Source organism: Pseudomonas vanderleydeniana, assembly GCF_014268755.2.
Lineage (GTDB): Bacteria > Pseudomonadota > Gammaproteobacteria > Pseudomonadales > Pseudomonadaceae > Aquipseudomonas > Aquipseudomonas vanderleydeniana.
In genome coordinates this window covers 2791617-2804750 of the sequence record NZ_CP077093.1, presented here as the reverse complement: position 1 = coordinate 2804750, position 13134 = coordinate 2791617, and the positions used below count along the sequence as shown (strand labels likewise).

The following is a 13134-nucleotide window of genomic DNA, read 5'->3' as shown; positions in this document are numbered from 1 at the left end:
GACCAATGCAGCTCCACCTCATCCAACAACAATCAAAGGTGCGCACGTCATGACCCTGCTTCCGTCGCTTGTCGACCTCCCGCCCCCCATCGCCATGAACCCCACAGTCCGGTGCACCTGAACACCTGACAGCGCCGCCGCGCGCTCCCGATCCGCCCCCTGTTGGCCTTGTCCGCGATTTCGCGGGCGACGGATTCGGCTGCGCGCAAGAAACCGCCTACACCCACAATAACAAGGTCTACTCATGTCGAACTCACACACTTCCCCGAGCAGCGCCGCGTCCGTGGTCGCCGCGCCCATGGAGGCCGCCTCGTCCCGCAGCCTGCCCACCCGGCGCCGCTGGGTCATGCTGTCGCTGCTGCTGGTGGCCACCATCATCAACTACATCGACCGGGTGAACATCTCGATCGCCGCCCCCTTCATGGCCAAGGACCTGGGCCTGGACAAGATCGAGATGGGCCTGATCTTTTCCGCCTTCGCCTGGACCTACGCCCTGGCCCTGGTACCGGCCGGGTTCATCGCCGACCGCTTCGGTTCGCGACTCACCTACGGCGTGTCGCTGATCAGTTGGTCGACGGTCACCGTCTGCCAGGGCCTGGCCTCGGGCTTCGCCTCGCTGTTCGGCCTGCGCCTGGCCGTCGGCGCCATGGAGGCACCGGCCTTCCCGGCCAACAGCCGCGCGGTCACCGTGTGGTTCCCGGCACGGGAACGGGGCATGGCCAGCAGCATCTACGTGTGCGGCCAGTACCTCGGTACGGCCCTGTTCACCGGCGCGCTGCTGTGGCTCGCCACCACCTACGACTGGCGCCATGTGTTCTACAGCACCGGCCTGATCGGCATCGTCTTCGGCGTGTTCTGGCTGTACGTGTATCGCGACCCGCTGAACTGCAAGAAGGTCAGCCCGGAAGAACTCAAGTACATCGAGGCCGGCGGCGGCCTGGTCAAGAGCAGCCAGGAACGCACCCGCCTGAACTGGAAACAGATCGGCGAGCTGTTCCGCTACCGGCAGATCTGGGCGATCTGCATCGGCAAGTTCGCCAGCACCTCGGCACTGTATTTCTTCCTGACCTGGTTCCCGACCTACCTGATCGAGGAGCGCCACCTGACCACGATCAAGGCCGGGATCTTCGCCGTGCTGCCGTTTGTCGGCGCCACCGTTGGCATCCTGCTCGCCGGCATCGTCTCCGACCTGCTGATCCGTCGTGGCTACTCGATGTCCTTCGCCCGCAAGCTGCCACTGGTGGTCGGCTCGATGCTCGGCATGTCGATCATGCTGGTCAACTTCACCGACTCGAACCTGGTCTGCATCGCCATCCTCACCATCGCCTTCTTCGCCCAGGGCATCGCCTCGGCCTCGTGGGCGGCGGTGTCGGAAGTGGCGCCCAAGGAACTGATCGGCCTCACCGGCGGCATCACCAGCCTGGCGGCGAACATCGGTGGCATCGTTACACCGATCGTGATCGGTGCGATCGTCCACGCCACCGGCTCGTTCGCCTGGGCTTTCTGGTTCATCGGCGGCGTGGCACTGATCGGCACCCTGTCCTACTCGTTCCTGCTGGGCAAGCTGTACCGCATCGAACTCAAGGCGCGCTGAAACCAGGAACCCGGTTTTTTCCAACACGAGGCGGCTTTCGTCCAACTTCGCAAGCGAAGGCCGCCGTAAGCTCAAGCCTCCAACAAGGCCAAGAACAACATGACCATGACCGACTACGTCTTCACGCCCGATGTGCCCGTCACCCTGCCGGTCGCCGGCAGCCAGCAACGCTTTCCCGTGGGACGGGTGTTCTGCGTCGGCCGCAACTACCCCTGGCCTGACAGCCAGGGCCAGGCGCGCAAGCCACCGGTGTTCTTCATGAAACCGGCGAGCAACGTGATCGACGCCACGGGTGAAGTGCAGTACCCGACCCAGACCGAGGACTTCGCCCACGAAATCGAACTGGTGGTGGCGATCGGCGAAAGCGGCGCCAACATCCCCGAGAGCGAGGCCCTCGCCCACGTCTGGGGCTACGCCGCCGGCCTCGACCTGACCCGCCGCGACGTCCAGCGCCAGGCCAAGGAACAGGGCCTGCCGTGGGAAGGCGCCAAGGTCTTCGACGGTGCCGCGCCGATGACCGCCATCGTCCCGGTCAGCCGCGCCGGCCATCCCGCCGGCGAACTGTGGCTGAACGTCAACGGCCAGGAACGCCAGCGCGACAGCCTCGACAACCAGATCTGGTCGGTCAGCGAAGTGATCAGCCGCATCTCCCAGGCGATCCCCCTGCGCGCCGGCGACCTGATCATGACCGGCAGTCCCGCCGGCGTCGACACCCTGCACCCGGGCGACCTCATCAACGCCGGCATCGACGGCATCGGCCAACTGGAAATGCGCGTCGGCCCGCGCCCCTGAACCCCGACCCCAGCGAATCGAACAGGAGATAACAACATGTCCAATCCCACCCTGAAAGTCGCCCTCGTCACCGGCGCCGGCAGCGGCATCGGCCGCGCCGTGGCGCTGGGCCTGCTGGCCGACGGCTTCACCGTGGTGCTCGCCGGGCGCCGCCCCGAGCCGTTGCAGGCCCTGGTCGACCAAGCCGCCCTCGACGGCCACCAGGCCCTGGCCGTCCCCACCGACGTACGTGACCCCAAGAGCGTGGAAAACCTGTTCACCACCATCGACGCCCACTACGGCCGGCTCGACGTGGTCTTCAACAACGCCGGCATCAATGCCCCCGCCGTCCCGTTGGACGAGCTGACCTTCGAACAGTGGCGCAACGTGATCGACACCAACCTCAACGGTGTCTTCCTCTGCGCCCAGGGCGCCTTCGGCCTGATGCGCCGGCAGCAGCCGCAGGGCGGCCGGATCATCAACAACGGCTCGATCTCGGCGCACACCCCGCGCCCCTTCAGCAGCGCCTACACCGCCAGCAAGCACGCGGTGCTGGGCCTGACCAAATCCCTGGCCCTGGACGGCCGCGAATTCAGCATCGCCAGCAGCCAGATCGACATCGGCAACGCCCTCACCGACCTCTCGGTGCGCATGACCAAGGGCGTGCGCCAGGCCAACGGCACCATCGCCGTCGAGCCGATGGTCGACGTCCAGCACGTGGCCGATGCCGTGCGCTACATGGCCAGCCTGCCGCTGTCGGCCAACGTGCTGAACATGACCGTCATGGCCACCAACATGCCTTTCGCCGGGCGTGGTTAACCCGGCTTTTTTATTCCGCTACGCGAGGTTCACATGAAGCCAGAAGTCCTGCAGCTCAGCCCGATCCTGATTCCGGAAATCAACGCGCGACTCGCCGAGCTGTTCACCATTCGCCGCTACTTCGAACAGGCCGACAAGGCCGCCTATATCCAGGAACACGGCGCCAACATCCGCGGCGTGATCACCGGTGGCCACACCGGCATCACCCAGGCGCTGATGGCGCAGCTGCCCAAGCTGGAAGTGGTGGCGGTCAACGGCGTCGGCACCGACGCGGTCGACCTGGCCTACGCCAGGGACCGCGGCATCCGCGTGACCGCCACCATCGGCGCGCTGACCGAAGACGTCGCCGACCTGGCCATCGGCCTGCTGATTTCCGTGTGCCGCGGCCTGTGCACCAGCGACCGCTACGTGCGTTCCGGCCATTGGCCGCACAGCCCGACGCCACTGGCCCCACTGCCGCTGGCGCGGCAGGTTTCGGGCATGCGTATCGGCATCGTCGGCATGGGCCGGGTCGGCCGCGCGGTCGCTACCCGCGCCGCCGCCTTCGGCTGCCCGATCAGCTACACCGACCTGAAACCGATGAGCGACGTCAGCCACACCTTCGTCGCCGACCTCAAGCAACTGGCGCGCGACAGTGATGCGCTGATCCTCGCAGCGGCGGCCGACAAGGCCGAGGGCCTCATCAATGCCGAAGTGCTCCAGGCGCTCGGCAAGGGCGGCTACCTGGTCAACGTCGCGCGCGGCAAGCTGGTCAACGAGCCCGACCTGGTGGCGGCGCTTGCCGCTGGCGACATCGCCGGTGCGGCGCTGGATGTGTTCGTCGATGAACCACGCGTGCCGGAAGCACTGTTCAGCAACGAGCAGGTGGTGCTGCAACCGCACCGCGCCAGCGCGACCGTGCAGACGCGGACGCGGATGGGTGAGATGGTGGTGGCGAGCCTGGTGGACAGTTTTGCCGGCAAGGTTCCGCAGGGTAGCGTGACGGACTGAAAGCCATAACCTGATGTGGCTCGCGCAAGGCCAACCTCCCCGGCCGAGCGCGAGCGCATCGTTACCCGACTGCCGGGAAATACTTCGCCACCAGCGCGGCGAGGATGGCTGCAGTCTCGACGTCAAACACCCCATCATAATTCGTCGGCCGGAAATGCAACTGGAAGGCCCGGACCAACTGCTTGAAACCTGCCGGCGTGTCCGCGCCCGTCACCTCGTAACCGTACCTCTTGAACAGCGCCAGGGCCGTGGCTTGGGATGGCAGCCCATCACGGGTGTATTGCCGTTGGTAGCCATCGCGCGTCGCCCCATCGAACCAGGCCCCGACGCCCGCCAGAGACAGCTCACACCAGGGAAACGCCGCGCCCGGATCGCTCTTGCGGCTCCAGGCGATATCCGAATGACCGACCACCTGGGTCGGGCCGATATTGGGATAACGGGCGAGGATATTCAGCGACAACTGTTTCACGGCCTCGATCTGCCGGGGCTCATAAGGCGGGAAAGTGAACACGCCGCCGCTCTCGGAAGCCAGGTTGACGATCTCGATGCCGATCGAGGTGTCATTCAGGCGCGCTCTGCCGCCCCAGGCACTGGTGCCCGCATGCCAGGCGCCCTTGGTTTCGTCGACCAGGCTGAAGATTTCCTGCTGGCTGAAGCCGGCCTGGACATAGCTCGGGTCGGTGACATCGGGCACCAGGTAATGGCTGCTGACGCTGGGGCCGGTCAGCGAGGCGATTGAAGAGGCGAAGTTGCCGGCGGTGTAGTGCAGCACCAGGAAGCGCACGCGCTCCTCGAAACCCCGCGTGTTCCGATAGGCCTTGTAGTTGATTGCTTTCATGAGCGATTCCGTTCCCTGTGAATTGGCGTTGTTGAGGGGAACAGGGTGAATCGTGGGGCCAGTTGGTGAATATCGGACGAGAGGCTTGCCTCTCATAGGAGATGTCTGGGCGGGCGACTCCAACCAACCCGCACGGATGGCCGGTTGCATCAGCCGGGTTTTCAGTGGCCAGCAAGACGCCTCCCTTTCCCTTGACTGAAACTTTCTAACTCTGTACGAAATGTATCTACACTTACCCAGACTGCGTTGAAAACCGGCTCGGAATGCTCATTGACCCCAGTCAACTGCGCTTACTCGCCGGTTTTCATCTTGCCTGGCCTTCGCTCGAAAACATTTCGTACATACCCTAGAACCGCCCGACAGGTCCATGTAGACGAATGGAGAGCTGGCAGCGGCTTATGAGCAGGCCGAAGTTACGGCATATAATGCGAAACCTCCAAGGCTCGCTTCACCAGTTGGCATTGGAATAGCTAACTACGAATACCCCGCTTGGCTCGCTGCGACTTATTGAGTTTCTTTATATCAAGAGCCTGCCTGTAACACGGATGAATTTCCCACTTCATATTAAAGTCGTTATCCGTACGAGATGACAAGAGATCAGGCATCTCCCTAAAATTATAATGCTCATAGTCTCCAGACACCTCATCCGACCTCCCTACCAAAAATCCAATTCTATACAAGAAATTTGCCACCTCCAATTGCGTAGTAGCTTTTTTTGAATCTATGTATGGCGTTACATGATTCAGGATCCGATTGCGGACAAAAGTCAGCAATTCATCTCGGCTAAGTCGCCTGTCCGTGCCTCTGAATGCCGTTATAAGCTCTTCAATTTGCTTGCACTGATGTTTGTGCTCAGCCACCAAATCAGCTATTCGCCTTACCCCGTAATCCCCCCAGATATCATCAATATCTTCTTTTGATATTACTTTATTGCGCCTCCGAACAGCGCTTTTCTGAGCAAGCTTACACAGTTGAACAGCCCATCTCGGACGTTCATACGACAATGTATGGATAACTTTATAGGAGTGGACGTTCTTTTGCCCCCACTCAACCTTTGCAACAAACAGTAGATTTAGGAGACGTTCCTCGTGACTTTCGCAGCTTTCAAGCTCATCTTGTGCGGGAGGCATGATCCCGCTCTCCTTGTATTGAGACTCAATACGCTTAGCCAGGAGAGCTCTAAACTCCTCGGCACTCCAATTGATCTCCGCTACATATTGTTCCAATTTATCCAACGATTCATCGTATCTGCGAATGGTTGGCCAAACATCACTGCGCATGGTTATTCTAAAATTTACCCCTGTCACATCCTGAGCCAAATAGCGACAAGCCGAGAAGAACGTACTTAGCGACAGACATTCCAATTCCGTATTCTGAAAAGTCGCATCCAAATCATCAATAAGTATATAAATTATCGGCGTAGGATTTCTTTTCAAAATCTCAACATGATTTCTTATTTCTTGAGATTTGGCCCCAAATTTATCGAGAAACTTTTCAAAACGCGACGTAAGACAACTAATAAGATTTCGCTCTTTAAATCCATCAATTTCAGCTGATTCGACTAAAGTTATTTGGTCATCCGTCAAAGCGAGCTTGATATTCTTCGCAATCTCCCTATTAACAAGAGCGCATATCCTTATCATCCAATCTCTAATGTAGTCATTTGGTGTTATTAACGGCGCTGTAAGTTTGAAAGCATCCCTTGCCAAGTCGGAACCGCGACAGTTGATAACCATAGGCTCGCCGGGTGAGTCCCTCAGCACTGCCGCCAACCGCTTGAGTAAAGCAGATTTCCCAACCCCTTTACGCGCTGTAGTAATCAACACACGGTTATTCTTTTTCAGATAATTAGGAAAATCCTCCTGTTCGACAAAATACGACTCCAACTCCTCGTTACTCGCGTCATCCCCTGCTTCATTACCAAAGTCAAAATTTCGAAGTTCCATCGTCCTAGCCATACGAATCTCCTTAAGGAGAGATCAAATTGCCATCATTTTGCCACATCTGCAACCTGCCCCCCCTCAGAGCAGGCAGGCGCGACGGCACTGCAGTGTTGACATGCCCCTCTGGACTCGACGCGGCGCCCTTGGTCCCGTATTCACTTTTCACCTAACCAAGGGGTATGCAATCAGCAAATGAGACACACATTAGCTCCAGCTTCAAATGCCCAACTCTTGCCGATGTCTTCTTGGTCGCTAGTTCTAGTGATCAACTATCGTCGATACCTCATCCGGTACCTGAGAAGCCCTTACCAGACGACTCACCGCAGACGGCTGGCACTTGGTCTTTAGTGGGCAAACCTTTCGGAGTCGCGAGCCTCGAACACGCCACGCAGCTCATTCAACAGGCCGTCCGCAAGCGCAGCCAGTTTGCTTACACCAGCCGTCGTCGGCGCCTTATGGCGCTTTTTGTTGCACCTATTGCCAGCCGCTTGAGCCAGCTTTGCAGCTCCCAATAGGACAGCTACTTCTCCATTAGCTGAAATCTCCAAGCTCCAAGCGCTCGTAGGACTTTTCCCAAACAACAACGCCCCTGGCGGCAAGAGCCAAAAACGAGGCTCATTTAGGCCGCGGCAAGACAGCTCTCTTTTCCTTGAGTGAAATTTCCGAGACAATCCCAACTGCTTGTTTTGCGCGCCATCCCCCCGCTAGTCTTCGGCCCGTCACTGCTCATCAGTGATCGGGTTTAGCAGCCTGTCGTGCACTTGCATTGCGCAAAACACCACCTTGAGAGGTTCTCGATCCTCGTCTTTATGGTGGTCGTGCGCAGGGCGTCTTCGGGCGCGCCGGTTTCCAAGTGCACCGGTCTGCTAACCTGCGTACGGCTGCCACCTCTCGTTTAGCAGCGATGGTGATAGCTCCCAATCAAGCACTTGGAGTTATCGAATCATGTTCAAACCAACTCCCAACCCGCCGGCGCAATCCCGCTCAGCAAGCATCGACTGCAGCATCGCCGACCGGGCACTGTCTCACTACAATCTTGATCCGGATCCCGGGCCAACCTCCGCTCCACTGCCCTCCACGGCAAGCTCCCATCATTCATCGACACCAGAGAACCAGGAAGACACCCTCGTCGACATCCACTCAATTCTCCAATCCGCCGCCGCCACCGCCTACGAGCACGCCGACAACCAGACCGGCGCAAACCGCAAGCTCGCGATGGGCGTAGTGCACCTGATCGAACTCGCGCAGTTGAAAATGGACTCGGTACTGGATAAACAGAGCGCCAACGCGGTCTGTTGAGGAGGCTCAGTGGCTGGGCGGGAAGTTGCCGTTCCCGCCCGGCGCTCTCCGCCCGCACGTTTCCACGCCCTCACCTCTCATAGCACCAGGATCTTGAAGCATGAAAGCAGCACGGATAGCGACACTGCGGCCGATGATGCCCGTCGAGGAACTCGCCCGCCTGATGGGCAGCCAGTGGTCGCCGCCCGACGGCGACGGCCGCGTACCCGATACCTTCTCAAGAGGGTTCAGCGTGCAGGTGGATATGGCCGGCAAAGTCGGCAAGGTGGGCTTCTACAAGACGTTCCAGGCCAAGGAGATGATCGAGGGCCTATCCATCGGCATGCCCCTGGCGGATGCCCTGTCCGCCCGCTCCGGCTTGCAACGCCTGCCTGATGACCCCGAGATGCCCGCCGGCTGGACGCAGTATGCCGACCGGACAGAGGCAGGCTTTGCCCTGCTCATGCGCGTGCGTGACAACCGGGTCGGCGCCCTGGAGATCAGCAATCCCGAGGCGGTCTACCCCGAGCCCGAAAAGCTGCTGGCCGACCCGCGACTGACCCTCGCCTATGACCTGTTGCGTGAGCCCCAATGCCTGCAACCTGCGACCCATCGCGACACGCACTGGAACGGCGGCTGGAGCCTCGGCCTGCCCCCCGGCATCACCCCACACCAGTGGCCCCTGAGCAAAAGCCTCGGCTATCCGCTGCGTCACGCGTTCACCTTGCATCTGCCTGCGCAATACCGCACGCAGGGCGCCGACTACGTGGCGCTCAGCCTGTTCGTCGACGACCAGCTCGAAGAACTGCCGTCCAGCGAGGCGATAGAGGCCTTCTTCGCCGCTGAGCTGTCACCGCAGCCCCCCAGCGACCCCGCGCTGATGCCCTTCTGGGAACATCGCCGAGCACGCCACCCCATGAACTTCGAGATGAGCGACATCCTGGGCACGGCGTACGTAGCGATCTGGCTGACCCAGGCGGAGTTCGATGGCGCACTCTGCCCCGTGCCCGAACTGACGGGCAATCCCTTGCTGAAGCAAGCGCCTGGTTGGCTGGTGCAAAGCTATGCCGATTATTTTTACGACATGAAAGTCCGCAATTTTGATGCGCCCGCCCTTGCCTGGCTGCCGGGTGAGGGCCGTACGGCGGGCATTGAAACGGCGTTTCCCATCCGGGCGCAGGTACGCGAAGGCGACCCGAATGTCGGCAAGCCGCCACGTGAATGGGATCATGAATGTAGAGACAGCGGTTACGTAACAGCCTTCAGCGAACAAGGTGATGCGCTCGACCTGAAACGCCTGCACGGGCGCAACCACCTGGGCGGTACGATGTTTCCCGAACAGGCTTACCCCGAGTTCGGCCCCTATTACCTGGAGTTCGAAGAGGACTTTGGCGGCTTCAACTTCGGTGGCGGCAATGGGCAGTTGGACTTGCAGAAGATGGAGTTGGATTGGGCGTGCGGCTGACGGTTGCCTGCCACCAATGGCAGACCCAGTAAAGGCTGACACCCATCAGCCGACCTCGAGTCAAGGTCAAGACCACCGCGCCCTGCTGTTTTCAACGGCAGATTTTTCCTTCACCCACTTACACAGAGACTGAACACCTAACCTTTTAGGGTACGCATTATTTCCTGAACCATTGGTTTTGTGTATTTCTCACTGGGTTCAGTCTCCGGTGGATCACTACTGCGAATCCATTCGCCTTGATCAAACGCATGATAAAGCGAGTAAGCGGGCTCAGGGAGTTCGTTAGTCATGCCCAGGTCAACCACGGCATTTATCATTCCGTTCATGACAGTGTCGCAAAAATCATAAGTCAAAGCCCCCTGCAGATAGCCTTCCGCAACCGAGACGGCTAGCTCATTCAGCACATCTCGCGGCTCAACCTCAAATTGTTCGCAAGTGACGGCAAGATCACTCTGCGTCAAACAGTCTGCTTCAGCTTTTAACGAGAGCGCCTTGAGTTCACTCTTCGGCAACAACCTGATCATGAATTTCTTCCGTACCATTCGTGCGCCCGTTGTGCCATTCGAGACAGATCTTCTTTTCCATGAGTACCCGCAATCACCGCTTCTGGTCGTGATGATAGAAAAAGCCTACCCCTCAGCGAAACAGTTTTGCCAAGCTTTCCAACCACTCGACAACGCTTCTTTTTACATACTCGAGCGGTGGTACCCGTGCGCCAATACAACACACCTCGGGGTCGGCTTTGGCGTGCCACACCTCGATACTGTCGCCTCGGTTGTAACGGGCGATCGCTTCCTTCAGCCGGGTATCCGAATGGCCGTCCAGTGTTTCGGCCCAGGTCTTGAAACCGCTGTCCATTGGCGGTGTAGCTGAAGGTCAATAAAGCCTGGCCACCTATGCCGGGTTTACCTTCAACGTAAGTGACTTGACCTTCGACTATTGAGCCTTCCTTCATGCGCAATACTCTAATCGTTCGCCACACAGACCATAGGGCTCCAAAAATGGCTGCGAAAGCCTTGAGCAATAGGAGGGATGACATCGAGAAAGCAATCCTTGCTGGCGACTGGGTGTGGGTCATTATCAAGTGACATTCCGGCTATCGCCAGTGCTTGGAGTAAATGGTGATACGAGCAGTTGGTTTGTTTTCCTGCCGCCAACCAGACACCCGCGCCCCTCTGCCAGAACTCCAGAATATCAACCTGTTACAACCCGGCCACCAATGGCAATATGTCGCCCGCTCGACACACGGACGAAACCCCAGCCAAGGATTGCACATGTCAGGGACAGCAGGATTCACCGCCAACGATATCGCCCAGGCCATGAAGGCCAAGGCCGAGGAAGCGTTCGGCGACAAGGTCACGTCACCGTTCGGCGTGGAGGCCATCGAGCAGCACCGTGCGGAAATCACCTACACCGTCACCGTCGAGCATGCATTCGAGTACCAGAGCCGGGCGGTCCGCCGGGCGACCGGCCCCTTGTATGACCAGGCTCATATCCGATCCGTACTCACCCAGCGGCAGAACCAACTGCTGAATGCGCCCGGCTACCTGCGTGAACACACGCAGGCGCAACTGAAGAACAACGTCGCCCGCTACCGGGAACCCGGCAGGTTTCACGTACTCAGTGACAGCGAGGTCTGCTGCGGCGTGGAGGCTTGCCACGGCTGCGCCGGCCGAGGCACTTGCAACTGCTCGACCTGCCACGGCCACGCCAGCTACACCTGCTCCCGCTGCTACGGCCAGTGCCGGATGACATGCACCGGTTGCAACGGTCGGGGCAGCTCGCCCACCTTCGTGAACAACGCCCCACAGCGCTGTTTCCAGTGCAGCGGCTCGGGGAGGGTCATCTGCCATGGCTGCCACGGCTCGGGCCGCGTGGTCTGTCACGCCTGCCGCGGCGGCCAGGTCACCTGCAATACCTGCAGCGGCGCCGGCGAGTTGATCTACGAATATCATCTGGAAGTCCTGGCCGACACCGCCGTCAACTACGGCTGGGGCACGATGAGCGCGGACTGGATGCTGCCGGCGATGCGCGAGGTCATGAATACACCAGAGCGCCATGCGGTGTTCGCCGTGGACCGCTACCAGGTCGATAGCGACAACCCGCAAGTGTTTACCGCCAGCGGCCATGTGGTGGCCGCCCAGGCGGTGGTGTCCCATCAGCAGGCCAGCGGCACCTGTCGCTTCATCGGGCCGAAGTTGCAGGCGGTGTTCCTGGACGGCGTGTTGAGCGGTGGTTTCAAAAAGGCCGTCGACGGCGTGAAGAACCACGAGGACATCCACCAGGTCAACCGGGCATCGGGCAGCAGGATCGCCCGCCAGCTGATCCGTGAGATGGAGCAGCACGCCGACGTGCAGCAGGCTTCGCCGGTGCGCAAGGGCATCATCAGCGCGGCGGACGCCGCGGCCTTCATCCACTCGCGCCACCAGGCGCTCCAGCACATCATCGCCACGCGCCATCGCTTCCGCTGGAGTGCGGTGCTGAGGTTCGCGCTCGCCCTGTCGGTCATGCTGACGGTGTTCTATGGCCTGATGAGCCTGCTCAGCCGCCAGGTACCCAGCGCCCTGACCGGCAACGAAGGGTTCCTCGGGCTGTTCGCCCTCCAGCACAACCACGGATCGGTGGCGGCGGCTTTCCTGCAGCCGCTGAACCAGTTGGTGAACAGCGTCATCAACAAAGGCGACTATTGGCAACTGGCCTGCTGGCTGCTGGCCGCGCTGCTGTTCAACCGCTGCTTCCTGCCCAAGCTGGCACCCCGCGTGTGGGGCTGGGCTGAAGGCCGCCTGCTGCGCGGCATCCTGCTTAGCGTGCCGGGTATCGTGCTGCTCAACCTGTTCATGGCCCTGCATCCATCCGCGTACGTGACGTTGCGCTTCACCGAGCTGGTGCCGAACCTTCACTGGAACGGGGCCATGGGCCGCATCACCCAGTGGGGCATCACCTATGTACCGCAGATCTGCGCGCTATCGCTGGTGATCTCGCTGGTGCGCTACAAGGCGGCCGGCGTGCATTGGGGGCAGCGGATGCTCAGGATGCTGTTGCAGAAGCGGGATGTGTCCAAGTATCACGCGTTGATCAGGTGATATTGCACGCCTGCGTTCCACAAGGCCAGCCCGACACCCATTTGCCAAAAATCGGCCAGAACGTAGATGGCCATGACCTCACCGGTGTTTGTCGCCGCGGCGTCTTCATCACGGCTGGCTCCGAGCGATATCCAGCCGACGACCTGCCCGTCAAGCTCCGCGACGAATACCTTGCATTCGTCCGCCTCGATCGAGCGAAACCAGTGGGATTCACGCCGGGCCAGGTTCGCGCCCAACGAGTTAAGATACTCGGCAGGCATCAGGTCACGGTATGCGGATTGCCAACTGCCGACATGGATCTGTGCAATGGCCTTGGCGTCGGAGGGCAACGCGCTGCGAATCATCGAAGTGCT

Annotated in this window: 11 protein-coding genes and 1 pseudogene; 7 read left to right on the top strand and 5 right to left on the bottom strand. The window is 60.2% G+C overall.

Going from position 1 to position 13134, the window contains the following annotated elements:
* The first annotated feature begins 244 nt into the window (after nt 1-244).
* The 4 genes from HU752_RS12665 (at nt 245) to HU752_RS12650 (ending at nt 4174) form a co-directional block, all read left to right on the top strand.
* Complete coding sequence (locus HU752_RS12665) at nt 245-1594, top strand: MFS transporter (RefSeq protein ID WP_186679702.1); 1350 nt, start codon at nt 245-247, stop codon at nt 1592-1594.
* 99 nt (nt 1595-1693) lie between these two features.
* Entirely contained in the window at nt 1694-2386 is a 693-nt protein-coding gene (locus HU752_RS12660) for a fumarylacetoacetate hydrolase family protein (protein ID WP_186679701.1), read from the top strand.
* Nucleotides 2387-2422: 36 nt separating this feature from the next.
* Nucleotides 2423-3184, top strand: a complete 762-nt coding sequence (locus tag HU752_RS12655; protein ID WP_186679700.1) for an SDR family oxidoreductase — start codon at nt 2423-2425, stop codon at nt 3182-3184.
* 33 nt (nt 3185-3217) lie between these two features.
* The gene (locus HU752_RS12650) at nt 3218-4174 is read left to right on the top strand and encodes a 2-hydroxyacid dehydrogenase (protein ID WP_186679699.1); all 957 of its coding nucleotides are present in this window, start codon (nt 3218-3220) and stop codon (nt 4172-4174) included.
* Nucleotides 4175-4235: 61 nt separating this feature from the next.
* On the opposite strand, the gene HU752_RS12645 is transcribed toward HU752_RS12650, so the two are convergent.
* The gene (locus HU752_RS12645; protein ID WP_186679698.1) at nt 4236-5012 is read right to left on the bottom strand and encodes an N-acetylmuramoyl-L-alanine amidase; all 777 of its coding nucleotides are present in this window, start codon (nt 5010-5012) and stop codon (nt 4236-4238) included.
* Nucleotides 5013-5482: 470 nt separating this feature from the next.
* On the bottom strand, nt 5483-6970 hold the full coding sequence (locus HU752_RS12640) for a P-loop ATPase, Sll1717 family (RefSeq protein ID WP_186679696.1): 1488 nt from the start codon (nt 6968-6970) through the stop codon (nt 5483-5485).
* A 930-nt stretch (nt 6971-7900) separates the two neighbouring features.
* Here HU752_RS12640 and HU752_RS12635 point away from each other — a divergent pair.
* Both HU752_RS12635 and HU752_RS12630 read left to right on the top strand, forming a co-directional pair.
* On the top strand, nt 7901-8254 hold the full coding sequence (locus HU752_RS12635; RefSeq protein WP_186679694.1) for a DUF6124 family protein: 354 nt from the start codon (nt 7901-7903) through the stop codon (nt 8252-8254).
* A 100-nt stretch (nt 8255-8354) separates the two neighbouring features.
* Nucleotides 8355-9698: a DUF7256 domain-containing protein gene (locus tag HU752_RS12630; protein WP_186679690.1), complete on the top strand. Its 1344-nt coding sequence runs from the start codon at nt 8355-8357 to the stop codon at nt 9696-9698.
* A gap of 137 nt (nt 9699-9835) precedes the next feature.
* Here HU752_RS12630 and HU752_RS12625 read toward each other — a convergent pair whose 3' ends face one another.
* Nucleotides 9836-10222: a hypothetical protein gene (locus HU752_RS12625; RefSeq protein ID WP_186679688.1), complete on the bottom strand. Its 387-nt coding sequence runs from the start codon at nt 10220-10222 to the stop codon at nt 9836-9838.
* 112 nt (nt 10223-10334) lie between these two features.
* Nucleotides 10335-10556, bottom strand: coding sequence for a hypothetical protein (locus HU752_RS12620; RefSeq protein WP_186679685.1), 222 nt, complete (start codon nt 10554-10556; stop codon nt 10335-10337).
* 416 nt (nt 10557-10972) lie between these two features.
* On the opposite strand from HU752_RS12620, the gene HU752_RS12615 reads away from it, so the two are divergent.
* Nucleotides 10973-12781: a DnaJ-like cysteine-rich domain-containing protein gene (locus HU752_RS12615; RefSeq protein WP_186679683.1), complete on the top strand. Its 1809-nt coding sequence runs from the start codon at nt 10973-10975 to the stop codon at nt 12779-12781.
* Here HU752_RS12615 and HU752_RS12610 read toward each other — a convergent pair.
* Nucleotides 12781-13125, bottom strand: a pseudogene (locus tag HU752_RS12610) (GNAT family N-acetyltransferase); the annotation flags it as partial. The gene HU752_RS12615 and the pseudogene HU752_RS12610 sit on opposite strands and share 1 nt — an antisense overlap.
* Between the last annotated feature and the right edge of the window lie 9 nt (nt 13126-13134).